At 65.5% G+C, this 26,464-nt stretch carries 30 protein-coding genes; 11 read left to right on the forward strand and 19 right to left on the reverse strand.

From position 1 onward, the window contains the following. Positions 1–16: 16 nt before the first annotated feature. Positions 17–1,588, reverse strand: coding sequence for an APC family permease (locus L1O02_RS23645; protein ID WP_060842719.1), 1,572 nt, complete (start codon positions 1,586–1,588; stop codon positions 17–19). Positions 1,589–1,715: 127 nt separating this feature from the next. Next, positions 1,716–2,636 carry a dihydrodipicolinate synthase family protein gene (locus L1O02_RS23650; protein ID WP_060837967.1) on the reverse strand — a complete coding sequence of 307 codons (921 nt, stop codon included), beginning with the start codon at positions 2,634–2,636 and terminating at the stop codon, positions 1,716–1,718. Positions 2,637–2,901: 265 nt separating this feature from the next. Here L1O02_RS23650 and L1O02_RS23655 point away from each other — a divergent pair, with 265 nt between their 5' ends. The 5 genes from L1O02_RS23655 (at position 2,902) to L1O02_RS23675 (ending at position 7,361) form a co-directional block, all read left to right on the forward strand. Further along, entirely contained in the window at positions 2,902–3,834 is a 933-nt protein-coding gene (locus L1O02_RS23655) for a 4-hydroxyproline epimerase (protein ID WP_235758830.1), read from the forward strand. Continuing rightward, on the forward strand, positions 3,831–4,952 hold the full coding sequence (locus L1O02_RS23660; protein WP_060842716.1) for an FAD-dependent oxidoreductase: 1,122 nt from the start codon (positions 3,831–3,833) through the stop codon (positions 4,950–4,952). Before L1O02_RS23655 ends, L1O02_RS23660 begins: the two co-directional genes overlap by 4 nt. Continuing rightward, complete coding sequence (locus L1O02_RS23665; protein ID WP_060842715.1) at positions 4,949–5,182, forward strand: 2Fe-2S iron-sulfur cluster-binding protein; 234 nt, start codon at positions 4,949–4,951, stop codon at positions 5,180–5,182. The genes L1O02_RS23660 and L1O02_RS23665 overlap by 4 nt, the downstream gene beginning before the upstream one ends. Further along, positions 5,179–6,438, forward strand: a complete 1,260-nt coding sequence (locus L1O02_RS23670) for an FAD/NAD(P)-binding oxidoreductase (RefSeq protein WP_060837963.1) — start codon at positions 5,179–5,181, stop codon at positions 6,436–6,438. Before L1O02_RS23665 ends, L1O02_RS23670 begins: the two co-directional genes overlap by 4 nt. 104 nt (positions 6,439–6,542) lie before the next feature. Next, on the forward strand, positions 6,543–7,361 hold the full coding sequence (locus L1O02_RS23675; RefSeq protein ID WP_060837962.1) for an AraC family transcriptional regulator: 819 nt from the start codon (positions 6,543–6,545) through the stop codon (positions 7,359–7,361). Here the strand turns inward: L1O02_RS23675 and L1O02_RS23680 are convergent. The 7 genes from L1O02_RS23680 to L1O02_RS23710 all read right to left on the reverse strand — a co-directional run bounded on the left by L1O02_RS23680 (position 7,321) and on the right by L1O02_RS23710 (position 13,059). Beyond that, positions 7,321–8,094: a GNAT family N-acetyltransferase gene (locus tag L1O02_RS23680; RefSeq protein ID WP_235758831.1), complete on the reverse strand. Its 774-nt coding sequence runs from the start codon at positions 8,092–8,094 to the stop codon at positions 7,321–7,323. The two genes, L1O02_RS23675 and L1O02_RS23680, sit on opposite strands and share 41 nt — an antisense overlap. 149 nt (positions 8,095–8,243) lie before the next feature. Continuing rightward, positions 8,244–8,768, reverse strand: coding sequence for a DUF4142 domain-containing protein (locus L1O02_RS23685; RefSeq protein WP_108544647.1), 525 nt, complete (start codon positions 8,766–8,768; stop codon positions 8,244–8,246). A gap of 156 nt (positions 8,769–8,924) precedes the next feature. Next, positions 8,925–10,274, reverse strand: coding sequence for a diguanylate cyclase (locus L1O02_RS23690; protein WP_235758833.1), 1,350 nt, complete (start codon positions 10,272–10,274; stop codon positions 8,925–8,927). Positions 10,275–10,379: 105 nt separating this feature from the next. Then, positions 10,380–11,018, reverse strand: a complete 639-nt coding sequence (locus L1O02_RS23695) for a LysE family translocator (protein ID WP_235758835.1) — start codon at positions 11,016–11,018, stop codon at positions 10,380–10,382. Between the two features lie 126 nt (positions 11,019–11,144). Further along, complete coding sequence (gene fos / locus L1O02_RS23700; RefSeq protein WP_060837956.1) at positions 11,145–11,561, reverse strand: fosfomycin resistance glutathione transferase; 417 nt, start codon at positions 11,559–11,561, stop codon at positions 11,145–11,147. 3 nt (positions 11,562–11,564) lie between these two features. Beyond that, a complete protein-coding gene (locus L1O02_RS23705) occupies positions 11,565–12,296 on the reverse strand; it encodes a hypothetical protein (protein WP_108544645.1) in 732 nt (243 codons plus the stop codon). Between the two features lie 25 nt (positions 12,297–12,321). Further along, the gene (locus tag L1O02_RS23710) at positions 12,322–13,059 is read right to left on the reverse strand and encodes a hypothetical protein (protein WP_235758837.1); all 738 of its coding nucleotides are present in this window, start codon (positions 13,057–13,059) and stop codon (positions 12,322–12,324) included. A gap of 167 nt (positions 13,060–13,226) precedes the next feature. Here L1O02_RS23710 and L1O02_RS23715 point away from each other — a divergent pair, with 167 nt between their 5' ends. Both L1O02_RS23715 and L1O02_RS23720 read left to right on the forward strand, forming a co-directional pair. Beyond that, positions 13,227–13,466, forward strand: coding sequence for a ribbon-helix-helix protein, CopG family (locus tag L1O02_RS23715; protein ID WP_235758839.1), 240 nt, complete (start codon positions 13,227–13,229; stop codon positions 13,464–13,466). After that, positions 13,456–13,737 (forward strand): type II toxin-antitoxin system RelE/ParE family toxin, encoded by a 282-nt coding sequence (locus L1O02_RS23720; RefSeq protein WP_060837952.1) that lies wholly within the window; start codon positions 13,456–13,458, stop codon positions 13,735–13,737. The genes L1O02_RS23715 and L1O02_RS23720 overlap by 11 nt, the downstream gene beginning before the upstream one ends. A 54-nt stretch (positions 13,738–13,791) precedes the next feature. On the opposite strand, the gene yiaY is transcribed toward L1O02_RS23720, so the two are convergent. Further along, a complete protein-coding gene (gene yiaY / locus L1O02_RS23725) occupies positions 13,792–14,940 on the reverse strand; it encodes an L-threonine dehydrogenase (protein WP_235758841.1) in 1,149 nt (382 codons plus the stop codon). A 157-nt stretch (positions 14,941–15,097) separates the two neighbouring features. Here yiaY and L1O02_RS23730 point away from each other — a divergent pair, with 157 nt between their 5' ends. Next, on the forward strand, positions 15,098–16,117 hold the full coding sequence (locus tag L1O02_RS23730; protein WP_108544900.1) for a DUF4917 family protein: 1,020 nt from the start codon (positions 15,098–15,100) through the stop codon (positions 16,115–16,117). 213 nt (positions 16,118–16,330) lie between these two features. Here the strand turns inward: L1O02_RS23730 and L1O02_RS23735 are convergent, their stop codons facing one another. Further along, positions 16,331–16,873 carry an XRE family transcriptional regulator gene (locus tag L1O02_RS23735; protein WP_060837950.1) on the reverse strand — a complete coding sequence of 181 codons (543 nt, stop codon included), beginning with the start codon at positions 16,871–16,873 and terminating at the stop codon, positions 16,331–16,333. Positions 16,874–17,034: 161 nt separating this feature from the next. On the opposite strand from L1O02_RS23735, the gene L1O02_RS23740 reads away from it, so the two are divergent. Both L1O02_RS23740 and L1O02_RS23745 read left to right on the forward strand, forming a co-directional pair. Further along, positions 17,035–17,817 carry an aldolase gene (locus L1O02_RS23740; RefSeq protein WP_108544642.1) on the forward strand — a complete coding sequence of 261 codons (783 nt, stop codon included), beginning with the start codon at positions 17,035–17,037 and terminating at the stop codon, positions 17,815–17,817. A gap of 31 nt (positions 17,818–17,848) precedes the next feature. After that, a complete protein-coding gene (locus L1O02_RS23745; RefSeq protein WP_108544640.1) occupies positions 17,849–18,736 on the forward strand; it encodes a dihydrodipicolinate synthase family protein in 888 nt (295 codons plus the stop codon). 69 nt (positions 18,737–18,805) lie between these two features. On the opposite strand, the gene L1O02_RS23750 is transcribed toward L1O02_RS23745, so the two are convergent. Both L1O02_RS23750 and L1O02_RS23755 read right to left on the reverse strand, forming a co-directional pair. Further along, complete coding sequence (locus L1O02_RS23750; RefSeq protein WP_108544638.1) at positions 18,806–19,339, reverse strand: hypothetical protein; 534 nt, start codon at positions 19,337–19,339, stop codon at positions 18,806–18,808. Further along, positions 19,339–19,983 carry a hypothetical protein gene (locus L1O02_RS23755; RefSeq protein WP_235758843.1) on the reverse strand — a complete coding sequence of 215 codons (645 nt, stop codon included), beginning with the start codon at positions 19,981–19,983 and terminating at the stop codon, positions 19,339–19,341. The genes L1O02_RS23750 and L1O02_RS23755 overlap by 1 nt, the downstream gene beginning before the upstream one ends. Before the next feature lie 22 nt (positions 19,984–20,005). Here L1O02_RS23755 and L1O02_RS23760 point away from each other — a divergent pair, with 22 nt between their 5' ends. Then, positions 20,006–20,179, forward strand: coding sequence for a hypothetical protein (locus tag L1O02_RS23760; RefSeq protein WP_181321576.1), 174 nt, complete (start codon positions 20,006–20,008; stop codon positions 20,177–20,179). A 66-nt stretch (positions 20,180–20,245) separates the two neighbouring features. On the opposite strand, the gene L1O02_RS23765 is transcribed toward L1O02_RS23760, so the two are convergent. The 6 genes from L1O02_RS23765 to L1O02_RS23790 all read right to left on the reverse strand — a co-directional run bounded on the left by L1O02_RS23765 (position 20,246) and on the right by L1O02_RS23790 (position 26,271). Beyond that, positions 20,246–20,584: a YegP family protein gene (locus L1O02_RS23765; RefSeq protein ID WP_060842706.1), complete on the reverse strand. Its 339-nt coding sequence runs from the start codon at positions 20,582–20,584 to the stop codon at positions 20,246–20,248. Between the two features lie 77 nt (positions 20,585–20,661). Next, on the reverse strand, positions 20,662–22,014 hold the full coding sequence (locus L1O02_RS23770) for an LLM class flavin-dependent oxidoreductase (RefSeq protein WP_181321575.1): 1,353 nt from the start codon (positions 22,012–22,014) through the stop codon (positions 20,662–20,664). After that, on the reverse strand, positions 22,007–23,434 hold the full coding sequence (locus tag L1O02_RS23775) for an MFS transporter (RefSeq protein WP_108544632.1): 1,428 nt from the start codon (positions 23,432–23,434) through the stop codon (positions 22,007–22,009). Before L1O02_RS23775 ends, L1O02_RS23770 begins: the two co-directional genes overlap by 8 nt. Before the next feature lie 112 nt (positions 23,435–23,546). Further along, entirely contained in the window at positions 23,547–24,296 is a 750-nt protein-coding gene (locus L1O02_RS23780; protein WP_060837942.1) for a tRNA-dependent cyclodipeptide synthase, read from the reverse strand. Between the two features lie 4 nt (positions 24,297–24,300). Further along, positions 24,301–25,077: a 2OG-Fe(II) oxygenase gene (locus L1O02_RS23785; protein WP_060837941.1), complete on the reverse strand. Its 777-nt coding sequence runs from the start codon at positions 25,075–25,077 to the stop codon at positions 24,301–24,303. Between the two features lie 291 nt (positions 25,078–25,368). Beyond that, positions 25,369–26,271, reverse strand: coding sequence for an aliphatic sulfonate ABC transporter substrate-binding protein (locus L1O02_RS23790; protein WP_231979011.1), 903 nt, complete (start codon positions 26,269–26,271; stop codon positions 25,369–25,371). Between the last annotated feature and the right edge of the window lie 193 nt (positions 26,272–26,464).

Consider the following 26,464-nt stretch of genomic DNA (forward strand, 5'->3'; position numbering starts at 1 on the left):
TGGAAAATGCGCACGCTCATTCCACCTCATCGCCATCCAGCACCAGCTTGGCGCCGGGCACCCCGGTGTTGGCGCCCCAGGTGTAGATGCACAGGGCCATGAGGGTCACGGTCAGGGTGTCGAAGGGGTGAGCCAGGACGCCGATGCCGCCGAAGCTGCCCAGGTAGGAAATGACCATGGTCAGGGCATAGAAGGCGATCAGCCACAGCGACGAGCGCACCTGCTCGCCGATGCTCAGGTGGTCGGTCGGCACCAGGCGCCTGCACAGCAGGTAGATCACGAACATCAGGATCTGCAGTCCCAGCAGCCAGGACACCGTGCTCCAGCCGGACCAGTAGACGATCAGCGCCGCAATCACGAAGGACACCGGGCCGAGCAAGGCAAAACCGCGCACCCGGAACGGCCGCGGCATCTGCGGTGCGCTCTTGCGCAAGGCCGCGACACTGACCGGCGCCACGGCGTAGCTGAGCACCAGGGCCGCCGAGACCACGTTGATCAGCGCCTCCCACGAGGGAAACGGCAGGGTCCAGAACACCGACAGGCCGAAGGTCAGCCACAGCGCCGGGCGCGGGATGCCGGACTGCTCATCGATGCGGGTGAAGACCTTGAAGAAGGTCCCGGTGCGAGCCCAGCCATAGACCACCCGCGGCGTGGCGTTCATGTAGATGTTGCCGCAGCCGCTGGGGGAGATCACCGCATCGGCCACCACCAGATAGGCCAGCCAGCCGACCCCGAGGGTCAGGGCGATGTCGCGGTACGGCAGGGAAAATTCCTTGCTGATGCCGCTCCAGCCGTTGGCCAGCATTTCCGTGGGAATGCTGCCCAGGAAGGCCAACTGCAGCAGGCCGTAGATCAGGGTCGAGAGCAGCACCGAGAGAATCAGCGCGATGGGAATGGTGCGCTGCGGATTGCGCACTTCGCTGGCCACGGAAATGATCGGCGTCAGCCCCAGGTAGGCAAAGATGATGCCCCCGGCCGATACCGCCATCTCGATCCCCGACAGGCCGAACGGCGCAAAGCCCTGGATGTGGAAGTTGTCGGGCTTGAAGAAGGTGAACAGCACCACGATCACCAGCAAGGGCACGATGAACTTGAACAGGCTGATGAAGTTGTTGGACTTGGCGAAGGTCTTGACGCTGGAGTAGTTGAGCCAGAAGAACAGGCACAACAGGGCGAACTGCAGCAGCCAGCCGATGATCGTCGGGTTGCTGGAACCTTCGTGGGTCAATAGCGGGAACCAGGCCGCCGCATATTGCCGGGCCGCCACCACTTCGATGGCCACCAGGCTGGAAAAGGCAATCAGGGTGATGAAGCCCATCAGGTAGCCCAGCAGCGGGCCGTGGGAGAACACCGGGTAGCGCACCACGCCACCGGCCCGGGGCAGGGCCGCCCCCAGCTCGCAGTAGACGATGCCCAACAGCAGCACGGCGAAGCCACCCAGCAGCCAGGAAAAGATCCCGGCCGGCCCGGCAATCGCCGAAACGTGGCTGGCGGCGAACAGCCAGCCGGAACCGAAGATCGCACCCAGACCGATAAAGGTCAGGTCCACCAGAGAAAGTTGCTTCTTGAATTTGCCTTTGCCTGACATGGGGCTGCGCCTTTTTGGGGTTATTGGAATAGGCAGGTCGAATGTCACGTCGGCGGGGCCGCCCGACGCTTGCAGCACATGCGCTGTTGCGCAAGCGGGCGCCCCGCCCGGGGCGCCCGGCAAGGGATTACAGGCCGACGTCCGGCAGGCGCGGCCGCGTGGCCAGGGCCTTGGCGACTATGGCTTTGACTTCGGCCAGGGTTTCCCCTTGCAGCGCCAGACGCGGCGGCCGGGTGATGGACGAACCGCGGCCCACCAGCTCTTCGCAGAGCTTGATGCACTGCACCAGATCCGGCCGGGCGTCCAGGTGCAGCAGCGGCATGAACCAGCGATACAGGGCCAGGGCCTCCTCGAAGCGTTTGTCCCTGGCCAGGCGGAACAGCGTCTCGCCTTCCCGGGGGAAGGCCACCGACATGCCCGAGACCCAGCCCTCGGCGCCCACCGCGACGCTTTCCACCACCACGTCATCGAGCCCGGCAAACAGCACGAAACGATCGCCGACCGCGTTGCGCAGGTCGATGAAGCGCCGGGTGTCACCGGAGGAATCCTTGAAGCAGACGATGTTCTCGCAGTCCTGCAGGGCGATCAGCACCTCGGGGGTGACGTCGTTCTTGTAGATCGGCGGGTTGTTGTAAACCATCACCGGCAAATCGGTGCCGGTGGCCACGGCGCGAAAATGCGCCGCGGTTTCATGGGGCTTGGCCGAGTACACCAGCGCCGGCATCACCATCACCCCATCGGCCCCGGCCCTGGCGGCCTCGCGCACGGTGTTGCGGGCAAAGTCAGTGGTGAACTCGGCCACCCCGGCAATCACCGGCACCCGGCCGGCCGCGGCGTCCTTGGCGACTTCGATCACCGCGAGTTTCTCGGCGGTACTCAGGGAGGTGTTTTCCCCCACGGTGCCGCACACCACCAGGCCGGACACGCCATCGTCCACCAGCTTGCGCATGACCTGGTGAGTGGCCTGCAGATCGAGGGAGAAATCGGCTTTGAACTGAGTGGTCACGGCGGGGAATACACCGCTCCACTGGATGGCTTTACGGCTCATGGTCTTGTCCTTGTTTGAGGTCGGCCGGGCCGACTGGCGTTGGAGACGCTATCCAGAGTCGCCTTTTATCCCCCTTGCAGCTTGAAGCTTTTCACCCCCGCAGGAGACGAAATCGGCACATTCAGCGATCGCCTGCGCCGTACCTCCCCGAGCCCGGGTACGCACCGGCGACTGTGCCGATTTCGTCATCCGCGCCAGGGAAAACCCACAAGCGGCAGCCCCCTCGCCAGGGCCACTCTGTAGCTCTTTCCCCGCAGGTGCCGCCATGAAAAAAATAACCGTGATCGACTCCCACACCGGGGGTGAACCCACCCGTCTGGTCATCGACGGCTTTCCCGACCTGGGCCGGGGCTCCATGGCCGAGCGCCTGCAAACCCTGAGCAACGACCACGATCAATGGCGCCGCGCCTGCGTCCTCGAACCCCGGGGCAGCGACGTACTGGTGGGCGCCCTGCTCTGCGCGCCCCAGGCCAGCGATGCCTGCGCCGGCGTGATCTTCTTCAACAACAGCGGCTACCTGGGCATGTGCGGCCACGGCACCATCGGCCTGGTGCGCTCGCTGTACCACCTGGGGCGCATCGACTGCGGCGTGCACCGCATCGAAACCCCGGTGGGCACGGTGCAGGCCACCCTGCATGACGACCTGTCGGTGAGCGTGCGCAATGTGCCCGCCTATCGCTACCGCAGGCAGGTGGCGCTGCAGGTGCCGGGGCACGGCACGCTGCACGGCGACATTGCCTGGGGCGGCAACTGGTTCTTCCTGATCAGCGATCATGGCCAGCGCCTGGCCCTGGACAATGTCGAAGCCCTGACCCATTACACCTGGAGCGTGCGCGCGGCCCTGGAAGCCGCCGGAATTACCGGCGCCGGGGGCGGGATCATCGACCACATCGAACTGTTCGCCGACGACCCGCAAGCCGACAGCCGCAACTTCGTACTCTGTCCGGGCAAGGCCTACGACCGCTCTCCCTGCGGCACCGGCACCAGTGCCAAGCTGGCCTGCCTGGCCGCGGACGGCAAGCTCGCCCCGGGCCAGACCTGGCGCCAGGCCAGCGTCATCGGCAGCCAGTTCAGCGCCCACTACGAAGTGGTCGGCGACCGGATCATTCCCACCCTGCGCGGCAGTGCCCATATCAGCGCCGAAGCCACCCTGCTGCTGGACGACAGCGATCCGTTCGCCTGGGGCATCGGCTCGTGAAGGTGCAGGCCGAGGCCGATGTGATCGTGGTCGGCGCCGGCATCATCGGCGCCGCCTGCGCCCACGAACTGGCCCGCCGCGGTCTGCGGGTGCAGGTACTGGACGACGCCCGTGGCGGCGCCACCGCAGCCGGCATGGGGCATCTGGTGGCCATGGACGACAACCCTGCGGAGCTGGCCCTGAGTCACTACTCCATCGGCCTCTGGCGCCAGTTGCGTGCCCATCTGCCCGAGGCCTGCGCCTACCGCAATTGCGGCACCCTGTGGCTGGCCGCCGACCGCGCGGAAATGGACCTGGCCCGGACCAAGCAGCAGACCCTGGCCGCACAGGGCGTCACCGGCCAACTGCTCGATGGCCCGGCACTGGCGGCCCTGGAACCGATGCTGCGCCAGGGCCTGGGCGGTGCCCTGCAAGTCCCCGGCGACGGCATCCTCTACGCCCCGGCCACCGCCCGCTGGCTGCTCGACAGCCAGCCGCTGATCCGCTGTCTGCGTGCCCGGGTCCGCAGCGTCGCCGGCAACCGGCTGGAACTCGACGATGGCCGGGTGCTGCAGGCGCCCCAGGTGCTGCTGGCCAACGGCTACGGCGCCCGGGAGCTGCTGGCGGAACTGCCCTTGCGACCGAAGAAGGGCCACCTGCTGATCACCGACCGCTACCCGCAGCAGGTGGGGCATCAATTGGTGGAACTGGGCTATGCCGCCAGCGCCCACGCCAGCAACGGCACCTCGGTGGCGTTCAATGTCCAGCCACGCCCCACCGGGCAACTGCTGATCGGCTCGTCCCGACAGTTCGACACCCTGGAGCCCGAGGTCGAGCCCCAGGTGCTGGCACCGATGCTGCGGCGCGCGGTGGAGTACCTGCCGGCACTGGCGCAGCTCAACGGCATCCGCGCCTGGACCGGCTTTCGCGCCGCCACGCCCGACGGCCTGCCGATCCTCGGCGAACACCCGCAACAGCCGGGGCTGTGGCTGGCGGTCGGCCATGAAGGGCTGGGGGTGACCACCGCCCCCGGCAGCGCACGGCTGCTGGTGCAACAGATGTTCGGCGAATGCCCGGCGCTCGATCCGCGACCTTATCTGCCCGGGCGCTTCGCCCCCCTGACTGGAGAGTCCCCATGATCATCTACCTGGATCGACAGGCACTGGCCGTGCGCCCCGGCCTCACGGTCGCCGCCGCCGTGGCCGCCAGCGGCGACCCGCGGACCCGCACCGCCTGCAACGGCGGGCCACGGGCGCCGTTCTGCGGCATGGGCATCTGCCAGGAATGCCGGATGAGCATCGACGGCCTGCGCCAACTGGCCTGCCAGACCCTGTGCCAGGACGGCATGCAGGTGGAGCGCAGCCAATGAACCCCCGGCGCCTGCGCTGCCAGATACTGATTGTCGGCAGCGGCCCGGCAGGGCTGGCCGCGGCCCGGGCCGCCAGCCACAGCGCCCGCTCGATCGTGCTCATCGACGACAACCCGCGCCCCGGCGGCCAGATCTGGCGCCAGGGTCCAACGCCGCCGGCCGCGGACGAACGCTTCAAGGTTGTGCAGCACCCGGCGGTGCGGTACCTCGGCGCCACCCGCGTGATCGCCGCCCTGAGCTCCCACAGCCTGCTGCTGGAGGATGCCCGCCAGGCCTGGCAGCTGGACTTCGAACAGCTGATCCTGTGCTGCGGCGCCCAGGAACTGCTGCTGCCCTTTCCCGGCTGGACCCTGCCCGGGGTCACCGGCGCCGGAGGCCTGCAGGCCCTGGTGAAAAACGGCCTGCCCCTGCAGGGAAAAACCCTGGTGATCGCCGGCAGCGGCCCCTTGCTGCTGGCCACCGCCGCCACCGCACGCCAGGCCGGGGCGCGGGTGCTGCGGGTGCTGGAACAGGCGCCCGCCGCGGCGGTGCTGGGGTTCGCCAGCCAACTGTGGCGCTGGCCGACCAAGCTGATCCAGGCCATGCAACTGCTCACCCCGGCCTACCGCTGCAACGCCCACGTGGTGGAGGCCCTGGGCGACCAGCACCTGCAACGGGTACGCATCCGCCAGGGCCGGCACCTCAGTGAACTGCCCTGCGACTACCTGGCCTGCGGCTTCGGCCTGGTGCCCAACACCCGACTGGCCAGCCACCTGGGCTGTCGCCTGGAGCAGGGGGCCATCGCCGTCGACCCGCAACAACGCAGCAGCCTGCCCCAGGTCCTGGCCGCCGGTGAATGCACCGGCATCGGTGGCAGCGAACTGGCCTTGATCGAAGGCGAGATTGCCGGCTGCGTGGCCAGCGGCCAGCGTGCCCGGGCCGCCACGCTGATCGACCGCCGCCGGCACTGGCAGGACTTTGCCGCACGGCTGCAACGGCACTTCGAACTGCAACCGCAGATCCTGCAACTGGCCCGCCCCGATACCCTGCTCTGCCGGTGCGAAGATGTGCCCTATGCGGCCGTGGCCGGCGCGGCGGACTGGAGCAGCGCCAAGCTGCACAGCCGGTGCGGCATGGGCGCCTGCCAGGGCCGGGTCTGCGCCAGCGCCGCCCGGCGCCTGTTCGACTGGCCCGAGGTGGCGCCGCGTTCGCCCCTGGTGCCGGCCCGGGTCGCCACCCTGATGCTCGACGCCCGCCCGCCGGACGCGGCAGACTAAAAACCGGCACCGGCCCGGGTCGGCACGCAGCCCCCGGCCCTTTGCCGGCCCTGGCTTTAGCGACACAGATCCATCCCCCAAGCCCCCCCAGAGAGAGGCCGACGATGATCGATAGCGCACAGCTCCACCATTTGCCCAGGGCCATCGCCGCCCAATCCCCCGGGGACATCGACAGCCTGCTGGCCAACATGGCGCCCCTCGCCCCGCTGCTGGACTGCATCCCCAGCGCGGTGTTCTTCATCAAGGATCTGCAGGCCCGCTACCTGATCGCCAACCTGACCCTGGCCCAGCGCTGCGGCTTCAAGAGCATCCGCCCCCTGCTGGGCAAGACCTCCGCCGAGGTCTTTCCCGCGGTGCTCGGCCCGGTCTACACCGAGCAGGACCAGCGCGTGCTGCACCAGGGCGTGACCATCAAGGGCCAACTGGAATTGCACCTGTACGGCAGTCGCGAACCGGGCTGGTGCCTGACCCACAAGCTGCCGCTCTATGGTCGCGACGCCCGGATCATCGGCATGGCCGGCATCTCCCTGGACCTGCAGGCGGCCCATGACACCCATCCGGCCTATGAACGCCTGGCGGCGGTGGACCGGCATATCCGCGAGCACTACAGCGAAGCCATCCGCCTGCAGGACCTGACCCGCATCGCCAGGCTGTCCACGGCCCAGCTGGAGCGCTACTGCAAGCGCATCTTCCACCTCACGCCGCGACAGATGATCCACAAGGTGCGTCTGGAACACGCCTCACAATTGCTGCTGACCCAGGAGCCCATCACCGAAGTGGCCCTGCAATGCGGCTACACCGACCACAGCGCCTTCAGCCGGCAATTCAAGGCCCTCACCGGGCTCAGCCCGCGGCAGTTCCGGCAGAACGCCGCGGCCCCGCTCATGCCTGACAGAAAGTGCGGTAGTCGAACAGGACATTGAAGCCGGCCTTGCGGTAGATCGACAGACCGTCGAGCGAGGCCTCCAGCACGCACCATCTGGCGCCCCGGCTCCGGGCGAAGCCGAGCACCGCGTGGATCAGCGCCGTGGCGTAACCCCGCCCCTGGAAACCCTGCAGCGTGCCGATATCGTCCAGCCGCGCCACCTCCGGCCCCAGGGACAGGGTCAAGGCGCTCACCGGACGCTGATCGACGTACAGGCTGAAATGCCGCAAGGCCCGCCCGGCCTGCAACGCCGCCCGATGCCGCGCCAGGTACTGCTCGATGGCCGCATCCCCCGACTCGAAGGCACTCGCCACCGGCCGCGCCCAATCCTCCAGGTGTCGATCGGTGCAGCGCACATCCCTCAGTGCCGGCGCGGCCTGGGGCGGGACGTAGGAAGCAAGATCGAGGGCCATGCACCGGGTCTGGTCCGCCGCCACCAGTTGCTGCTGGAGCAACCGCTGGCTGTAGCGCGCCGCCTGGGCCTGGGGCATCACCACACAGAACGGCACCCCGGCACGCTCAAGAAACGCCACGCCCTCGGCCAGAGGCTCGGCGTTGTCGCGTTCGCTGCCCTGCATCAGCAGCAGGTTCAGGCTGCTGGCTGCAACGCCGGTGCAATAGGCGTTCACCTCGTCGCCAAAGCGGCGATAGAACTGCGAGATGGACAGGAAGAAATAATCCTCTGCCCGATGGTACAGATCGCTGATCGCAACGCGCGGTGCCTGCGCCATGTCCTGCCTCCTTGAGCCTCGCGGCGCCGGATCCGACGCCTGCAGCGGGCCACGTTAAGCCCACAGCCCAGGCAGCTCCAGCACAATCCTGTTTGATTGTGCGAAGTCATGTACCGAGGTGTAAGCAGGCGTGAGTGCTCGCCCGAGGTTCACCCCTCCAGCCGATCGATCGGGCGTCCGGCGCGGATCGCCCTGGCCATTTGCAGGTGGTTTTCCAGTTTCGGCAGGGTTTCCTCGGCGAACGCCTTGAGCTCGGGAAGCTCGCTGGTCTGCGCCTGTTGCCGGATCTGCCGGATCGCCGCCTGGGTGGCCTTGATCTGGTTCGTGGCGTAGACGCGGTCGCTATCCTCGCCTTCGGGAAGTGGCGGCACCCGGCGCTTGGCCTGGTCCAGCAGCTGTTCCCGGGGGGCCACCGGCAGGTCCAGCTGCCTGGCAATCTTCGCCAGATGCTGATTGGCCGTGGTGCGATCGTTGATCACCTGGATGGTGTATTCCTTGAGCGCCTTGGATGAGGTCAGCCGGTGCGCCTGGCGGCTGGCTTCGATATCGGCCATGGCTTGGGCCGAGGCATCGTCGATGAAGGCCGCAGGGGATTGGGCCAGGGCGCTGCCGGCACCAAGGCCCAGCAACAGGGCCAGGCCGGCGCGGCCAAGGACAGTGGCCATGCAGTTCATGGGGGGTTCTCCTCTTGCAAATCCATCCGGCGGGAGCCAGCGCCCCCGCCTGCATTGGGAAAACCCTGAGCGCCAAAGGTTTACCGGGAGCGGCGCCGAGACGACGAACGGCGACGCTTCCCGCTTGGGTCCGGGGGCTGGATCAGCGCGCCGGTCTCAGGCGCTGGAGCGGCTCTTGCGCTCGCGCTTGACCGCATACATGGCCTCGTCGGCGTATTTGAACAGCTGTTTTTCCTCCAGGCCATGTTCGGGGTACAGGCCAATGCCGATGCTCGGCAGGATGTTCAGCCAATGGCCGTCCAGGCGCAGTGGCTCGTTTAGCGCGTGGCGAATTTTTTCCGCCACGTGCTGGGCGTCGTCAATGTGCTGCACGCTTTCCAGCAGCACCACGAATTCATCGCCGCCCATGCGCGCCACGGTGTCGGATTCGCGCACGCAACCCTTGAGGCGGTTGGCCACCGCTTGCAGCAGCATGTCGCCCACGGCATGCCCGCAGGTGTCATTGACCTCCTTGAACTTGTCCAGGTCGACGTACAGCAGGGCCATGCGTCCCGAGTCGCGCCGGGCCCGGGCCAGGGCCGAACGCAAGCGCTCGCGCAGCAGTTCGCGATTGGGCAGATGGGTCAATTGGTCGTACTCGGCCATGTAGTGCAGGCGCGCATGCAATTGCGCACGTTCGATGGCCGCGGCCAGCTGGGCACTGACGTACTGCAGCAGTTCCAGCTCCGCCTCACCATAGCCTTGGGCGCCGGGGGCGCTCTTGACCATGAGCACGCCGATGGTGCCCTTCTGCGAATTCAGCGGCACCCCCAGCCAGCAACGCGGGCCTTGGATGACCGCGAACTCGTCCCACAGATTCCGGCTCGACGGGCATGTGGGCGCCAGCAGCAGGGACTGGCCATGCTGCAGCACCTGGGCGCAAAACCGCCCGATCAGGGTTCCGGGCCGTTCCGGGCTGCTTTCGCAGTCGTCGACGTGGTAGGGAAAGCTCAGGCTGTCGCTGCGCTCGTCGTACAGCGCCAGGGCGAAATTGAGCGCCGGCAGCCACTCGCCGATGATCCGATGCACACGCTTGAACAGCCCCAGCAGGTCTTCGGTGGCGTGGGCCGCCTCGGAGATGGCATACAGCGCGGCCTGTTTCGACTCGGCCAGCTTGCGCTCGGTGATGTCCCGGGCCACGGCAATGCGCAACTGGTCCACCTCCGACCAGCGCGCCGACCAGAGGATATGGGCCACGCGCCCGTCCTTGCGCAGGTAGCGGTTCTCGAAGTTGGGCTTGGGCACACCGCCCATGATTTCCCGGGCGGCCTGCAGGGTGCGTTCGCGATCGTCCGGGTGTACCAGCTCGATCATCCGCAGACCGATCAGCTCATCGGCGGTGTAGCCGAATACCCGCTCGCAGGCAGCGCTGACAAACACGAAGCGACCCTCGATATCCACGGCGCACACGGCGTCCAGGAGCAGGTCGATGAAACTGGCCAGAGGCGCGGAGTTGTTGGTTGCCATCAGAGAAAGCTACTACCCATGAAAAATGCACTGAGTACCCATCCCTTGAGCCTGTTCGGCCAGTGTCGAGCACCGGCCTTACACCCTCGCACCCCGCGAGCGGCGTTATGCCTTGTTGCCGATCAGTCCCGGTACCGCATGCAGCAGGGCATTGATCGCAAAACCGATGAACATCACCCCGCAGATCCGGGTGATTGCCAGTTCGTGGCGCTGGTAGCCATCGCGCACCCGACGCGCGCCGACAACGCCGATGAGAATAGCGTATGCCACAAGCCCACCGAGGAAGCTCAGGGCAATCAGACCGGGCAGCATCGACCAGGTGAGCAGCTCGGCGCGGCTGGACAGCAGCGCGGTGAAGGTGGCCACGGCCACCGGGTATGCCTTGGGATTGGTCAGGCCGAAGAGAACGCCGTGCCAGAACGGATGGCGCGCGGCGCCCTGGGGCTCATCGCCGTTGCCGCGACGGGCGCGGATCGCGCGCATTCCCAGCCAGAACAGGTACAGGCCACTGAGCAGGCCGAGGATATTGAAAGCCTCGCTGCCGATCTCCCGGGCACCGACAATGGCGATCAGCGCCGTGCTGCACCAGACCACATCCCCCAGCATGTGCCCGCCAAGAAACCCGGCGCCGGCCTTGCGGCCTCGGGACGCACCGATGCCGAACACCGCCAGGACCCCGGGTCCGGGGGTGATGGCATAAATGAAACCCGAGGCGATAACGGCCAGCAACAGCGATGAGGTCATCGGCAAGACTCCAGGACGGATGCACCTCACGGTAACGCCAGGCACAGAACGAATCTGCCGGATTCTGCACGATCAAGGCACCTTGCCACCAGCGACTTTCGTCAGCTGCTTCCAGGCAGCGCAACCTCAGTCGGTGGGGTAAAAGCGCATTCCCGCGTAGGGACGTTCGCGACAGGCGCGTAATCGCGAGGCCAAGTCACCGACATGGACCTCCAGTCGATGGCCATCGGGATCGAGAAAATAAAACGATGCGCCCTCGCTGCGGTTGTCACGCCACTCCTGCACCCGCGCCTCCCGCAGACGCTGGACCAGCGATGAAAAATCCGCAGCGCCGACGCCAAAGGCGTAATGGGTGTAATCGGCAACGGCCGGCGCCTGCCGTTGCGGGTCCAGGGACAGGCACAGCCACAGCCCCGGCAACGACAGATAGGCTCCGCACTCCCAGGTGGCCTCCAGGCGCAGTTGCAATAGCTGGTGATAGAAAGCCAGGCTGCGGGGCAAGTCGCTGACCGCCAGGGTCAGGTGATTGAGGCCAGTGAGCATGGATCACACACCTTTCAGGGCTTGGGGCAAGGGGTAGCGCTGACCGTCGTAGTGCAAGGTGACGCGGCTGCTCCTGGGCGCCAGATCACGACGCTCGCAACCGGCCGGGCCCTTGAAATGCTCGGTGTCGACGATTCGTGTACGCACCAGCAGGTCGACATGGCCATTGCGCTGGCCGTTGCCCAGCTCCAGGGTCCGCTGCAGGATCCGGCTGCGCCCGACACACTCACCGCCCGTGCCGAACTCGCCGCGGCGCTCATCCACCACCAGCCCTTCGAGCCTCGGCGGAAGGCCCTTGCCATCGCGCACGAACAGGGTCAGCACGGTTTTCTCATAGGGCCGGGTGCTGGAGGCGCGGTGGTAGTTCACCCGCAGGCCAAAGGCCCGCTCCTCCTCGCTCAACTGATAACGCCCGGTGTCGATCTGCAACCCCTGCAAGGCCAGGCCATCGGAACGCGGGGCCAGGTCCTTGTTGTAACTGGCCACGGCCCAACCGTTGTCGTCGAGCAGAAGCGCCACATCCAGGTTGTAGCGGGGTGCTTTGGCGTTGACCGGCCCCTGCATCGGCGTTGCTCGAACCCCGATATTCATGCCTTCTTCCGCCGGCCAGGGCTTGCAGACATGGAGTTCTCCCGGGGCATAGATTGAGTCGCTGCACTCGGCCAGCGCAGTCGTCGCCATGCCCAGCAAGGCGCACAGCAGCAGCCCTCGGGCCGATTGTTCAAGCCGTTTCATCAAGCGTCCTTATCGATTGCCGGTATCAGATACCGCTGTAGCCATTGGGCAGGACATAACGCTGGCCGTCGTAATGCAAAGTGACGAGCACCGGCTTGGCGGTCACCGACTTGGACTGGCACTCCTCGCCGACTATTTCGCTTCGGGTACTGACGCTGACCGAACGCACGATCAGGTCGGCATAACCGTGGCTGCGGGTCTTGGCGATCTCCAGGGTGCGGGTGGTTTTTGTCCCCTCCCCGGCACACTGGCCATCCCATTCGCCGTTGTAGGAGTGGGCCAGGAATTTCTCCAGCACCGGGCGCAGGGTGCTGCCCTCTCGCACATACAGGCTGAGCCAGACCTGACTGAAGGGGTTGACCCGGGACGAGCCTTCGAACCCGGCACGGACCCCGAACGCCCGCACCTGCGGCGTCAGTTGGAAGCGCCCGGTGTCGAGCTTCACGCTCTCCAGGCGAACCGCGTCGGAAACAAAGGCCGCAGGCTGTGCATAGCGCGCCAGGACCTGTCCGCTGTTGCGCTCCAGCACTGCCAGTTGCAGGTTGTAGGTGCCGTCACCGTTGCCGGTGTCGCTGGGGTCCGGAACCATCTCGGACAACAGGCTGATGCTCTGGTCGGCAAACGCCGGCCAGTCCTTGCACAGGGAAAAGCCCTGAACCTCGGCATTGCGTGGCGGCGGCAGGCATTGGGCCGCCACCGAGGTGGCGCCGGCCAGCAACGCCAGGCTGCCCAGCAGCGGGATCAGAGAAGAGCGACGGAACATTCACGACTCCTTGTGACAGGCGGATTCAGCGCGATTTCTGCTCGCACTATCCTCTGCCGCGCGGACGCTTTCAACGCTGGGAGCTGGTGCTCGGGAGTTGCCTTGCCTTGTGACAACTCCAGACCTGACGAATGGCCGGGGCTGGGCTAGGGTATGACGAGATCGCCATGTCCATCATGCCCCTGCGCTTGCCCGATGAGCTCGCTGAAACCCTGGCCCTGCTGGCAAAGGCCACCGGGCGCAGCAAGTCGTTTCTCGCCGTGGATGCCCTGCGGGAATACCTGGCACGGGAAGCCTGGCAGATAGAGGAAATCCAGAAGGCCCTGAACGAGGCCGACGCGGGTGACTTTGCCAGTGCCGAAGAAGTGGCGGCCATCGCCAGCAAGTGGACTGACAATGGGCATTGAATGGCTGCGCAGCGCCTTGAACAACCTGGATGCTGAGGCGCGTCATATCGCCCAGGACGATCCCCGGGCCGCTGCGGAATTCGTCAGGACGCTATTGGCCAGCATCGAGCAACTGGCCCGCCTCCCCTCAAGCGGCCGCGAAGGCCGCCTGCCCGGCACCCGGGAGTGGGTGGTACCGGGCTGGCCCTACCTGATTCCCTATCGGGTGCGGGGAGACCGGCTACAGATACTGCGAATTTTCCATACCCGCCGTCAGCCCCCGGCGCGTTGATGAACGCTTCACTTGCAGGAGCTGGCTTGCCAGCGAAACGGACCTACCCGTTCCTCAAAACGCGCTACGGAAGATCTCCTCGATCTGCCGTTGATCCGCCGGACGCGGGTTGGTCAGGCCGCAGGCGTCTTTCAGGGCGTTGGCCGCCAGCAGCGGAATGTCCTGCAACTTGGCCCCCAGTTCACGCAGGCCGGCAGGAATCTCCACATCCCGAGCCAAGGCACGAATCGCCGCGATTGCCGCCTGGGCCCCCTCCTCCGGGCTGAAACCACGGATGTCCGCGCCCAGGGCGTGGGCCACATCGGTCAGGCGGTCGGCGCAGACGCTGGCATTGAAACTCTGCACATGGGGCAGCAACACGGCGTTGCACACCCCGTGAGGCAAGTCGTAGAAACCGCCCAGTTGGTGGGCCATGGCGTGCACGAAGCCCAGGGACGCGTTGTTGAAGGCCATGCCGGCGAGGAACTGGGCATAGGCCATGTTCTCCCGCGCCAACAGATCGCTGCCGTCGTGCACCGCCTGGCGCAGGTTGGCGCTGATCATGCTGATGGCTTTGAGCGCACAGGCATCGGTGATCGGGTTGGCGGCGGTGGACACATAGGCTTCGATGGCATGGGTCAGGGCGTCCATGCCGGTGGCGGCGGTCAGGTCCTTGGGCATCGCCACCATCAGCGCCGGATCGTTGACCGACAGCAAGGGCGTGACGTTACGGTCGACGATGGCCATTTTCACGTGGCGCGACTCGTCGGTGATGATGCAGAAACGGGTCATCTCGCTGGCGGTGCCGGCGGTGGTGTTGATGGCGATCAGCGGCAACTGCGGCTTGCTTGAGCGATCGACCCCTTCGTAATCGGCAATCTGTCCGCCGTTGGTGGCACACAGGGCAATGCCCTTGGCGCAGTCATGGGGCGAACCGCCCCCCAGGGAGATGACGAAATCGCACTGCGACTGCTGCAACTGCGCCAGTCCCTGCTCGACGTTGGCTATGCTCGGATTGGGCTTGGCGCCATCGAAGATCACCGAATCGATGTCCTGCATGGCCAGCTTCTCGGCGATCATCCCGGCCACCCCGGCCTTGGCCAGGCCGGCGTCGGTGACGATCAGCGCCTTGCGAAAACCATAGTTGCGAATGGCCTCCATGGCTTCGTCCAGGCAGTTGATACCCATGATGTTGACGGCGGGAATAAAGAAGGTGCTGCTCATGAGGAAGTCTCCGGGCGAAGGCCCAATGCGGGTGTCGATGCGGTGTATGCCCGACAGGATCGACTCATCGGTCACGGGCGATCTTGATCTGGCTCAAGGGTCGGTCGTGATAAAGTCGGCGCCCTGATCACCTACTGCCTTGAGACCAATGACCGCGATGACGGATTTCCAGGAATTTGACGCCGAACTTGAAGACTGGAACGCCCTGGGCACGAGCACGGCGTTCGGCGGCCTGCTGATCGGCAACGGCGCCAGCCGCGCCGTGTGGGAAGACTTCGCCTACGATTCGCTGTTCGAAAACGCCCGCACCGTCGAAGAAAAGCCCCTGAGTCCATCCGAACTCAGCGTGTTCGAAGCCCTGCAGACCCGCAGCTTCGAGCAGGTGCTGGGGGCCCTGAAAACCACCAGCCGGGTCAACAAGGCCCTGGCGGTCAGCTCGGCGGCGCCGCGCAATCGCTACTACGCGATCAAGGAAGCGCTGATCAACACCGTGCACGCGGTGCACATTCCCTGGCGCCTGGTCCAGGCGCAGAGCCTGGCGGCCATCAACCAGGAACTGCGGCGCTACCCCACGGTGTTCACCAGCAACTACGACCTGCTCAACTACTGGGCCGTGCAGCATGACAGCCAAGGCATCGACGACCTGTTTCACGGCGCCGACCCGGCCTTCGCACTGGGCACCGCCCCCCGTGCCGCGACCCGCATCCTCTACCTGCACGGCGGCCTGCACCTGGTACGCAACCTCGATGGCAGCGCGCGCAAGCTGAGTGCCACCGAAGGCACCCTGCTGGGCAGCTTCGCCATCAACAACACCCTCAAGACCCTGGACGACGTGCCCTTGTTCGTCAGCGAAGGGCCGCTGGCGGACAAGCTCAAGACCATCCGCAGCTCGGACTACCTGTCGTTCTGCTACCAGCAGCTGCTGGATCACAGCGGCGCCCTGTGCATCTTCGGCCACAACCTGGGGCCCCAGGACCAGCACCTGGTGCAGGCGATCCGCCAGTCGGCCGTCACGACCCTGGCGATCTCCATCTACCCGCGCAGCGCGGCGTTCATCCAGCACCAGAAGCGTCATTACGCCAAGCTGTTCAAAGGGTTGGAGTTGAACCTGCGCTTCTTCGATTCCAAGACCCACGCCCTGGGCAACCCGGCCCTGGCGGTGCCCGTCGAACACTGACCGCGCCGGGCGCGGGCGTCCTGGGGTTCGTCGCGGGCCTGCGGCCCGTTCGCAGCCTGCGGCAGCGGCTACAGATGGGGACACGCCAGGCTTGGTGTAGCCGCTGGCGCAGCCTGCGATAAGCACCGCCAGAGGCTTGGGTGTCCTGGGGATTGCCGCGGGCCTGCGGTCCGTTCGCAGCCTGCGGCAGCGGCTACAGGAAGTGGTCGGGGTTCATTCTTCGTTGCTGTGTACCACCACCAGCAACTGCGCCTGCTCGTCCCCCAGGGAGCGGATGCGGTGGGGTTTCTGCGCGTTGAAGTGCAGTGCGTCGCCACGGTTGAGGATCACCCGTTCGTTCATGAAATCCACTTCCACCTGGCCTTCGTGGACGAACAGGAACTCCTCCCCCAGGTGCTCCTTGAAGGTCTTGTCACTGAACTCCCTGGCCGGGTAGATGATGAACGGCAGCAGGTTGCGCTCGCTGACCTGGTGGGCCAGCACCGCATAGCCCGGGGCCTGGTCGTTGGCCGCCAGCGACTGGCGCTGGTCGCTGCGCACCAGGCTGTAGCTGTCGAGGCTGATGCTGTCCTCGGCGAACAGCTCCTCGACCTTGACGTTCAGCGCCTTGGCCAGTTTCAGCGCCGCCGCAATCGACGGGGTGTTCAACCCGCGCTCGACTTTCGACAGATAACTCTTGGTCATCCCGGATTTTTCGGCCAGGGCCTCCAGGGTCACGCCAAGTTTTTTTCTCAGTAATTTCAAACGGATAGACATGTAGAGCGGTTAATCCATCTAGGAAACAACGATTGGCGCTTGCCAATGACACAAAGTGTCATATAGCCTTTTAAGTGTCATCGCGCCTCACCCAACCACCTCGCAAGCAGCAGGTGAAGCGCAGATCCGACGTCCATTGCACTTCTCAAAGGACCTTCGACATGGCCAAGACATTAGCACTGCCCAAAGACCAGCTGGTCAAGCACGCCCTGACCCAGATGCAAAACACCCTGGCGGATAATACGTGGACCGACCGGCAAAAGCTGGCCCTGACCTGCCGCATCCTGTTCGAAAACGGCCATGACTCGGGCCTGGCCGGGCAGATCACCGCCCGTGGCCCGCAACCGGGCACCTACTACACCCAGCAGCTGGGCCTGGGCTTCGACGAAATCAGCGCCAGCAACCTGCTGCTGGTCAACGAAGACCTGGAAGTCCTCGAAGGCCACGGCATGCCCAACCCGGCCAACCGCTTCCACAGCTGGGTGTACCGCGCCCGGCCGGACGTGAACTGCATCATCCACACCCACCCGACCCACGTTGCCGCGCTGTCGATGCTCGAAGTGCCGCTTGAGGTGTCGCACATGGACCTCTGCCCGCTGTACGAGGACTGCGCCTTTCTCGAACCCTGGCCGGGGGTGCCGGTGGGCAACGAAGAAGGCGAAATCATCTCCGCGGCCCTGGGCGACAAGCGCGCGATCCTGCTTTCCCACCACGGCCAGCTGTCCACCGGCGCCAGCATCGAGGAAGCCTGCGTGATCGCCCAACTGATCGAGCGCGCGGCCAAGCTGCAACTGCTGGCCATGGCCGCCGGCCGTATCAAGCCGATCCTCCCGGAGCTGGGCCGCGAAGCCCACGACTGGATCTCCAAGCCCAAGCGCCACGGCGCCGCCTTCAACTATTACGCTCGGCAAAACCTGAAAAAACACGCCGACTGCCTGAACTGATCCACCCCTTGTGCCTTGCAGGAGTTGCACCATGCCTACCACCAAGATCCACGGCATCATCGGCTACACCGTCACCCCCTTCGGCGCCAACGGCGAAGGCCTGGACCTGGACGCCCTTGGGCGTTCCATCGACCGCATGATCGACGCCGGCGTCCACGCCATCGCGCCCCTGGGCAGCACCGGCGAAGGCGCCTACCTCAGCGACGCTGAATGGGACCAGGTCGCCGAGTTCAGCATCCGCCACGTGGCCAAGCGCGTGCCGACCATCGTCAGCGTCTCCGACCTGACCACCGCCAAGGCCATCCGCCGCGCGCGCTTTGCCGAAGCCCAGGGCGCCGACGTGGTGATGGTGCTGCCCACCTCCTACTGGAAGCTCAGCGAAGCCGAGATCCTCGCCCACTACCAGGCCATCGGCGCCAGCATCGGCGTGCCGATCATGCTCTACAACAACCCGGCCACCAGCGGCACCGACATGTCGGTGGAACTGATCCTGAAGATCTTCCACACCGTGGAGAACGTCACCCTGGTCAAGGAGAGCACCGGCGACATCCAGCGCATGCACAAGCTGCACCTGCTGGGCGAAGGCCAGGTGCCGTTCTACAACGGCTGCAACCCGCTGGCCCTGGAAGCCTTCGCCGCGGGTGCCAGCGGCTGGTGCACGGCGGCGGCGAACCTGATCCCGCAGCTCAATCTCGACCTCTACCAGGCGCTGCTGGACAACGACCTGCAGCGCGGCCGGGAGCTGTTCTACCGCCAGCTGCCGCTGCTGGATTTCATCCTCAAGGGCGGCTTGCCGGCCACGGTCAAGGCCGGGCTGGAGCTGACCGGGCTGAACGCCGGCGAGCCACGCCGGCCGGTGTTTGCCCTGGACCAGGGCGCACGCCAACGGTTGCAGACGCTGCTGCAGACCCTGGCTTGAAACCCTGAGCAAAAAGCCCGGGCGGCTGACACCGTCCGGGCTTTGGCATGGGCCGCGTTCACGCGTGGCTCAGTGGCTGTTCAGCGCCACCGGGGCCGTGGCCTTGAACTGCGGGTCCTGCAGCATCTGCGCGATGAAGTCGTCGGTGATGCGCTGCACATGCTGGTATTGGCCGCCATCGAGATTGGCCCAGCCGCGCCAGGAGCGGGTGTGGTTGCTGACCCGGTACTTGGCCAAAGGCTGGTCGCCACGGCTGACGTGGAACATCACCTGGCTGTCCCAGGTGACGCGGCCCGGCACGATAAAAAAGGTCATCGCGCTCAGCAGCCCCATGGGAATGTTCTGCCAGCCGAAGTAGTCACTGTCGGCCATTACGATCACGTTGTAGCCATCGGCAGTGAACCCCGACTGCACCTGTTCGAAGGTGCCGCGGCGGCGCAGTTCATCACGGATCAGGCCCCCGGGAATGGCGCCCATGACGCTGACGCTGATCGCCGGCAACGCCTGCTGATAATCCACCTCGGCCGGCTTGAGACTATGACTGGTCTGGCAACCCCCCAGCCCCAGCATCAACACCAGCAACACCCACAACCGCGTCCGCATCACAACTCTCCCGAGAGCATGGCCTTGAGCATCGAGGCCTTGGGCCCTTGCTCCTTGACGATCAACGGCGTCGCTTGTTCCATCTTCTCCAGGTCGACCCGTTGCAGGCTGGGCACGTGCGGGTACTTGGCACGCACCAGGGCGGCGTCGCGCTCCATATGGTCACTGTGCAAAAACACGCATTTGGCCCCCAGCGCCGACAGACAGGCCGCGCGGAAATCGCCGACGTAATAGGCCTTGCCGGCTTCCAGCTCCAAGGGGATGGAGAAGTCCTCGCGGCTCCAGGACTTGGCGTTGCCGCGATCGAAATGCAGGTTGTAGATCTCGTAGCGCCCTGGCTTGAGCGGCATGACGAACAGGCTGCCGATGCCGTGCCAGCTCTCGCGCACATCCCGTGGCGTGCGGCCGTAGATTTCGTTGTACAAGCGCGCCGAGGCGAACCCATCACCGCCTCGTGGACGAATCAGCAGCATCTGTTCGTTGGCGGTGTGCACCGCCTTCGGCCAGATCCCGACCACCCCCACCACATAAGCCACCCCCGACTGCGGGTCGGGGTTCATGTTCTTGGCAATTTTCGTGGGTGACAGACTGTAGCAACCGCTCAGCGTTAGCAGCGCGGCGAGTAAAACGAAAGGGCGAATCATGAGGTCGCAGATCCCTTGGACAATGATCGATAACGTCACCCAAGGTGCCAGGCATGCCGAGCGCCCGGTGACGGGCGCGGAGGATAAAACAAGTGATGGCATTTCGCCAGAATTCAGTCGCCAATCGGCTGGCGCCCGCCAGGGGCTCGAACCCAAGCCCGCCGCCATCGCGGGCGACCCGCTGCCACAGGGCTGATGGCGCTGCAACAAGGCCGCCTGGCCCCTGATCGGGCCAAGCGGCAAAGACCTTGTCGAACCGGGTTCAGGCGTCCGTCAGGTCCTTGATGTTGTGGCTCGGACCGTTGGCCTTGACGCTGGCGATACCCTTGTCCCGGGCCGCCTCCGACGAATAGGTTTCACTGCTGCCGATGATCTGGTGATTGGCCGCCTTGAGATTGAAATAGGGCTTGCCGTCCTTGGCGCTCTTGCGCTCGTAGCGCTCCTCCAGGGGGCTGTTGGCCTGCACCGAGGCAATGCCGTTCTCGGCGGCGGCGCGCGTGGTGTACAGCTCGCTGGTGAGAATGGTCTCGGCGTTGGCCGCCTTGAGCAGGAAACGAAACTGGCCGCTGCTGCTTTTCTTCAACTCATACCATCCGGACATGCTGTTGCTCCTTGGGGTTTTCGATGGGCGTTGATCGATGGGCGTTGCGCCTTGAGAGTAAAGTCCCTTTTGGCGATTCAGCCATTGCCCCGCTGGCTGAAGAATCGGTTTGCCACCCGTTCCAGCCCCAGGTGTTCGCGCAGGCTGTGCCCCGTGTAGCGCTGGCGAAACAAGCCCCGGCGCTGCAGCTCGGGGGTGATCCATTGCACAAAGTCGTCGATGGCCCCCGGCAGGTGGGTGAACAGCACATTGAAGCCATCGGCGGCGTATTCCTCGTACCAGGTCGCCATCTCGTCGACGATCTGCCCCGGCGTGCCCACCAGCACCTTGTGCCCGCTGGCGGACAGGCTGCGCAGCAGTTGCGCCAGCGTTGGCCGTTCCCGGCGGATCAGCTCCACCACCAGTTGCCGACGGCTCTTGTGCCGTTCGGTGGGCGCCGCATCCGCCAACAGCGGCACCTGGGCGTCCAGGGGCAGGTTCGACAGGTCGATGCCCAGGTCCAGCAGGTAGGACAGCGCCTTGAGCTGGGCCTGCGGGTCCTGCAACTCCTGCAATTGCTGGTACTTTTCCTCGGCCTCGTTGAGGCTGCGGCCCACCGTGGGGGCGATGCCTGGGAAGATTTTCAACTGCCCGGCCTGGCGGCCGTAAGCGGGAAGTCGTTCCTTGAGCCCGGCGTAGAACGCCTTGGCCTGCTCCAGGTCGGTCTGGGCGGTGAACACCAGCTCGGCGCAACGCGCCGCCAGTTCGCTGCCCGGGCCCGAAGAACCGGCCTGGGCGATCACCGGCCAGCCCTGCACCGGCCGTGGCGCGTTCAATGGCCCCTGGACCTGAAAGTGCTGCCCGTGGTGCTGCAACAGGTGCATCCGTTCCGGGCGCAGCCACTGGCCACTGGCCGGGTCCCGGGGGAAGGCATCATCGGCCCAGCTGTCCCACAGGCCACTGACCACGTCGAAAAATTCCTCGGCGCGGGCATAACGCTGGGCGTGGCTCATGGGCACGGGCTGATTGAAGTTCTCGCCGCCGATCAGCCCCGTCACCAGGTTCCAGCCGGCCCGGCCCTCGCTCAAGTGATCGAGCGAGGCAAACTTGCGCGCCAGGTTGTAGGGCTCGTTGTAGGTGGTGCTGGCGGTGGCGATCAGGCCGATGTGCCGGGTCACCACCGCCAGGGCCGGCAGCAGGGTCAACGGGTCCCAGCGCAGGCTGTGGGAACTGCGGGCCAGCACCCGCGGATCGAGATCCCCCACCGCCACGTTGTCGTTGAGAAACAGCGCGTCGAAGCAACCTCGCTCCAGGGTCTGGGCGTAGTGCCGATAGCGCTGGAAATTCAACGAGGCATCGGCATCCGCCCGGGGATGGCGCCAACTGCCGCCGTGGGCCCCGGAGCCGGAGAGAAAGGCCCCCAGCCCCATCTGCCCGCCGCGCTCAGCCATGGCTGGCGCCCTCCTCGGCCGCCGCCACCGGACTCGGCGCGGCGCGCAGCAACAGGCTCACCGCAGCCCAGACCAACAGCGTCGCCAGCGCCAAGAACAGCATCACCCCGCGATAGCCATTGAGAAAGGCGCCCTGGGGGTCATCCAGCGGCGTGGCGGAAAAGTGGTGGAACAAGCCCACCCCCAGCGCCAGTCCGATGCCGCCGCCAACGTTGTGCAGGGTCATCAGCGAGCCCATGGCCACCGAGCCCACGGCCTGGGGCACCGAGGAAATGCCCAGCACCGTCGACGGCCCGAGAATGCTGGCCCAGCCCAGGCCCATGATGACGAAGGCGCCCAACAGATACGCCAGTGACGTCTGGCGATCGAAGCCGGCCTGCAGCAGCGCCGACAGCACGAACAGCAGCAACCCGGCCTTGATCAACAGCGCCGGGCCCTTGCGGTCCACCAGCCGCCCCACCAGCGGCGACAGCAACGCCACCCCCAAGGTGGTGGGCAGCAACAGCAGGCCGCTGGCCTGCACCGATGCGCCACGGATCTGCGCCAAGTACAGCGGCATGACGAAGAACGCCACGCAGTAGAACAGCGCTAGGCCGAAACTGGCCGCGACCCCGGCGACAAAGCGCCGGTTGGCGAACAGCTTGAGGTCGATGATCGGCGCCGCGACCCGTTTCTCCACCGCCAGGAACACCACCAGGGCCAGCAGCGCCACGGCGATCAGGCTCAGGGTCAGGCGTGAACCCCAGCCCCAGGCTCCGCCCTGGACGATCACCAGCACCAGGCTCGGCAAGCCGATCAGCAACAGCAAGGCGCCCCAGCCATCCAGCCGCGCACCGGCCTCGGCCGAGCGCGATTCCTTAACGCTGACACTGCAGATGCCCAGGCTCAGCAGCACGAAAGGCACGTTGATCAGGAAGATCCACTGCCAGCCAAAACCACTGGTGATCAGCCCGCCCAGCACCGGCCCGACAGCCAGCCCCACGCCGTTGACACCGAACAGCACGCCAAAGGCCTTGCCCTGTTCGGCGCTGTCGAAGGTGCTGGAGACAATCGCCCCGGAGGCGGTGTAGAGCACCGCGCAGGCCAGCCCCTGGATCACCCGGGCGCCGATCAGGGTGTCGATCTGCGTCGCCAGTCCGGCCGCCAGGGACGCCAGGCCGAACACGCTCAGGCCGATGAACAGCACCCGCTTGCGTCCATGCAGGTCGGCCAGGCGCCCCACCAGCACCATGAAACTCGACAGCGTCAGGATGAAGCCGTTGATCACCCACTGCAGGCTGTCCACCGAAGCCCCGAGATCGGCCTGCAGCGCCGGTAGCGCGGTGTTGACGATGGTGAAATCCACACAGCCGAGAAAACTGGCGATGCTCACACCGAGCAATGCCCACCACTTGCGTTGCTGTTGCGCAAAAACGCTCATGGAAACTCCTTGTCAGTCAAAAAAAACCGCTCTGCAGGCGCCCGCTTGCCGGCGAACAGGCCCTTGAGTCCTGCATCGCTGGCAAGCCAGCTCCTGCATTGATCGCGGCGGGTCAGATGGCGATGGCGCCGCTGGTCCAGTTGGGGTGAATGGCGCCGGGCAAGGTGAACGGAATCGGAATCCCGCGCTTCTTGAACTTCAGCGGCAGCCAGCGCACCCGGTCCGGGCTGTGGGGTTCGATCAGCAGCTCACGGCTGGTGGCCATGGCGCTGGTCATCTGCTGCGGATAGAGCACGTAGTGGTAACCCTCGTCGGCCCACAGCGGCAGGATGATCGGGATTTCCTCAAGGATGTATTCCCGGCACTGGGCCGCCGCCCGTTCGATGTCCGCCTGTTCATCCCGCAGGCGCAGGCGCTCGGTGAACACGTTGATGGTGCTGTCGATGGCCTGGCGCAATTCCTCGCGCTGCTGATAGATCTGGTCCAGTTGCTGACGCAGTTCGGCGTAACGGTCGCTGGCCAGCTCCTGGTTCCAGCGGGTGATGTGGTACGGCACCCGCAGGCCGTCGAGGATGCTCTGGTTGCGCGCCAGCCAGGCATCGCCGTCGCGGATCGACGCCGACAGCGCCTCGCCGGGGGATTTGCCGTGCTTGTTGTGGCGTTGCAGGGTGTCGGCGACCACCACCTTGACGTGGCTGAAGCCGGACTGGTTGATCAGGTGGATGGTGGACCGCAGCTTCTGGTCCTCGTGGTATTCCTGGCCGACGCTGACCGCCAGGACCACGCGCTTGCCGTCGAATTCGTGCTCCTCGCCGCCCTTGTTGAAGTAGGCCTTGAGGTTGATTTCCTGCACCTTGCTCATGAGTTCAGCTCCAGTAGGCCAAAGGCTGGTGTTCGCCGTAGTAACCGATAAAGACCCCGAGGGTGACCCGGGTGCTGCTGGCCGAAGGGCGTACCGCGTGGATCAGCCGTGGGTTGAGCAGGATGAGGTCGCCGGGCTCGGGCTTGACCACGAAGTCCGGCGGCGGCAGCAGGTGGCGCTCGATGCCGTAGGCCCGCTCGCCCTTGAGGCGGTTGTATTCGTCCTCGTCCGGCTCGATGCCCCAGATCTCCAGTTCACCGCCGTCCTCGGGGATCTCCAGGTAGATGTTGGTCGACAGCTGGGTCAGCAGCGGCGGGCTGTGGCCCTCGGGGGCATTGCGTTCGAGCTTGTCGGTGTGGGGCGTGAGATCGACCCCCGAGCCCTGGAAACGGGCGATGCCGACGAAGCATTTCTGCCCGTCCACCTGCAGCAGGTGCGCGCCCTGGGGCCAGACCTCGTCGAGCAACAGGCGCAGCTCGTCGATGGGCGAGGCCAGGGGCCGGAACAGGTTGCGGATCTTGCGGATGTTGGGCAGGGCCAGGGCGTGGTATTCGGCCCGGCTCTGTTCATCCTGGATCTCGATATAGGCCTTGCCGATCCGGACAAACTCCTGCTGCTGGCTGAAGGCACTGCGCAGTTCCTGCCGGTACAGATGCTCCCGCGCCACCTGCAAGGTATCCGGTGGGCAGAAACCTTTAAGCTGAACGCCGTAAGAGCGTTTTTCCACAACATCGAGGATATGCCGCGCTTCAAGTTTGTCGGCAGTAGTGACTGTGAACATGCAAGCTCCCTTATTCCCTGGAAGTAGCGACGAAGTACAAAACTGGCAGAACGTAATAATTTGTTTCAGGGCCACCTTAGGCAGTTGGCAAGACCTTGTGAAATACCCTTTATCTCTAATATCCAAACTTAAAAATGTATCGAAAATCAGGCAAATAGCGGCCATTACCGACAACTTCAACGGTCTTCGCGAACACTATTAAATTTGCTGATAGTTAAGTTAAACAGCGGACATTATTGAAGGGATATTTATTCATTCCTCCCGAGCTTAATTAATAAAAACGCCATTAACTCATTCAACTTCATTGAACTGTTCGTCCATGTAAGCCGCCGCATCGAACGACTTCTGGATGATGCCTTCCTCGCGATACAGATCAGCGGTGTGCTGCACGTCCGCCACCACCGACGGGCCCACGGCAATGCGTCGGGGCACGGAGTAGCGGTTGGAGCGTTCATGGACCTCTACCGGCAGGCCGCTGTAGCCGGCCTGGATGCGGGAAAACTCGGCCTGATGCTGATTGGCCCAGGCATAGGCGCGATCCAGGCGCCGGAGGAAATCGGCAATCTGTGCCGGCTTGTCATGGATCGCCTGATCATTGGCCACCAGCAGCATGTGCCCGGCGAACAGGCCCTCGCCACTGACCAGCACCCGGGTTCCACCTTCCATCTGCACCATGCTGGTGTAGGGGTCCCAGGTCGACCAGGCGTCGGCCTGACCGTTGCTCAGCAAACTGCGGGACTCGGCCGGCTGGAGAAAGATGAACTGCGCATCCGCGCCGTGCAGGCCGACCGAACGCAGCGCCGCCAGGGCCAGGAAATGGCCGATGGAGCCGCGAGTGGTGGTGATGCGCCGGCCCTTGAGGTCGGCGGCATCCCGTAGCGGCGAGTCGTCCCTGACCAACAGCGCCACCGCTGTGGGCGTGACCTTGAGCTTGATCACCCCCACGGTCTTGATCGGCGCCCCGGCGGCCGCGGCGAACACAAACGGCGCGTCCCCCAGGCTGCCGATGTCCACCGCCCCCGCGGCCAGGGCCTCGGCGGTGGGCGCAGCGGCGGCAAAGGAGGCGAACTCGATGGGGTATGGCACCTGCTCCAGCTCACCGGCGGCCTGCAATAGAATCTTCAGCGACTGCTTCTGGCTGGAGACCCGCAACGCCGGCTGCGCCAGCGCAGTGCCCAGCCACAAACACAACACCAGCCCTTGTAGGAGCCGGCTTGCCGGCGAATGGCCCCTCAACCCTGCACCCGTCATGCGACCGCCTTCGCTGGCAAGCCAGCTCCTGCGAGGTGGATGACTGGCGTGCTTCCGAACACCAGGCTGACACAGCGAACGTAGGAGCCAGCTTGCTGGCGAACAGCCCCTGAACCCTGCACCCGTCATGCGACCG

Origin of the sequence: Pseudomonas sp. BC42 (assembly GCF_021560055.1) — a bacterium.
Taxonomy (GTDB): Bacteria; Pseudomonadota; Gammaproteobacteria; order Pseudomonadales; family Pseudomonadaceae; genus Aquipseudomonas.

Coding starts and splice junctions, on each gene's coding strand:
- L1O02_RS23745 (WP_108544640.1), top strand. CDS start 17,849: ATGCCTACCACCAAGATCCACGGCATCATCGGCTACACCGTCACCCCC.
- L1O02_RS23690 (WP_235758833.1), bottom strand. CDS start 10,274: ATGGCAACCAACAACTCCGCGCCTCTGGCCAGTTTCATCGACCTGCTC.
- L1O02_RS23645 (WP_060842719.1), bottom strand. CDS start 1,588: ATGTCAGGCAAAGGCAAATTCAAGAAGCAACTTTCTCTGGTGGACCTG.
- L1O02_RS23665 (WP_060842715.1), top strand. CDS start 4,949: ATGATCATCTACCTGGATCGACAGGCACTGGCCGTGCGCCCCGGCCTC.
- L1O02_RS23715 (WP_235758839.1), top strand. CDS start 13,227: ATGTCCATCATGCCCCTGCGCTTGCCCGATGAGCTCGCTGAAACCCTG.
- L1O02_RS23750 (WP_108544638.1), bottom strand. CDS start 19,339: ATGCGGACGCGGTTGTGGGTGTTGCTGGTGTTGATGCTGGGGCTGGGG.
- L1O02_RS23735 (WP_060837950.1), bottom strand. CDS start 16,873: ATGTCTATCCGTTTGAAATTACTGAGAAAAAAACTTGGCGTGACCCTG.
- L1O02_RS23780 (WP_060837942.1), bottom strand. CDS start 24,296: ATGAGCAAGGTGCAGGAAATCAACCTCAAGGCCTACTTCAACAAGGGC.
- L1O02_RS23680 (WP_235758831.1), bottom strand. CDS start 8,094: ATGGCGCAGGCACCGCGCGTTGCGATCAGCGATCTGTACCATCGGGCA.
- L1O02_RS23740 (WP_108544642.1), top strand. CDS start 17,035: ATGGCCAAGACATTAGCACTGCCCAAAGACCAGCTGGTCAAGCACGCC.
- L1O02_RS23675 (WP_060837962.1), top strand. CDS start 6,543: ATGATCGATAGCGCACAGCTCCACCATTTGCCCAGGGCCATCGCCGCC.
- L1O02_RS23670 (WP_060837963.1), top strand. CDS start 5,179: ATGAACCCCCGGCGCCTGCGCTGCCAGATACTGATTGTCGGCAGCGGC.
- L1O02_RS23755 (WP_235758843.1), bottom strand. CDS start 19,983: ATGATTCGCCCTTTCGTTTTACTCGCCGCGCTGCTAACGCTGAGCGGT.
- yiaY (WP_235758841.1), bottom strand. CDS start 14,940: ATGAGCAGCACCTTCTTTATTCCCGCCGTCAACATCATGGGTATCAAC.
- L1O02_RS23705 (WP_108544645.1), bottom strand. CDS start 12,296: ATGAAACGGCTTGAACAATCGGCCCGAGGGCTGCTGCTGTGCGCCTTG.
- fos (WP_060837956.1), bottom strand. CDS start 11,561: ATGCTCACTGGCCTCAATCACCTGACCCTGGCGGTCAGCGACTTGCCC.
- L1O02_RS23730 (WP_108544900.1), top strand. CDS start 15,098: ATGACGGATTTCCAGGAATTTGACGCCGAACTTGAAGACTGGAACGCC.
- L1O02_RS23775 (WP_108544632.1), bottom strand. CDS start 23,434: ATGAGCGTTTTTGCGCAACAGCAACGCAAGTGGTGGGCATTGCTCGGT.
- L1O02_RS23770 (WP_181321575.1), bottom strand. CDS start 22,014: ATGGCTGAGCGCGGCGGGCAGATGGGGCTGGGGGCCTTTCTCTCCGGC.
- L1O02_RS23685 (WP_108544647.1), bottom strand. CDS start 8,768: ATGAACTGCATGGCCACTGTCCTTGGCCGCGCCGGCCTGGCCCTGTTG.
- L1O02_RS23720 (WP_060837952.1), top strand. CDS start 13,456: ATGGGCATTGAATGGCTGCGCAGCGCCTTGAACAACCTGGATGCTGAG.
- L1O02_RS23760 (WP_181321576.1), top strand. CDS start 20,006: ATGATCGATAACGTCACCCAAGGTGCCAGGCATGCCGAGCGCCCGGTG.
- L1O02_RS23710 (WP_235758837.1), bottom strand. CDS start 13,059: ATGTTCCGTCGCTCTTCTCTGATCCCGCTGCTGGGCAGCCTGGCGTTG.
- L1O02_RS23765 (WP_060842706.1), bottom strand. CDS start 20,584: ATGTCCGGATGGTATGAGTTGAAGAAAAGCAGCAGCGGCCAGTTTCGT.
- L1O02_RS23695 (WP_235758835.1), bottom strand. CDS start 11,018: ATGACCTCATCGCTGTTGCTGGCCGTTATCGCCTCGGGTTTCATTTAT.
- L1O02_RS23655 (WP_235758830.1), top strand. CDS start 2,902: ATGAAAAAAATAACCGTGATCGACTCCCACACCGGGGGTGAACCCACC.
- L1O02_RS23785 (WP_060837941.1), bottom strand. CDS start 25,077: ATGTTCACAGTCACTACTGCCGACAAACTTGAAGCGCGGCATATCCTC.
- L1O02_RS23650 (WP_060837967.1), bottom strand. CDS start 2,636: ATGAGCCGTAAAGCCATCCAGTGGAGCGGTGTATTCCCCGCCGTGACC.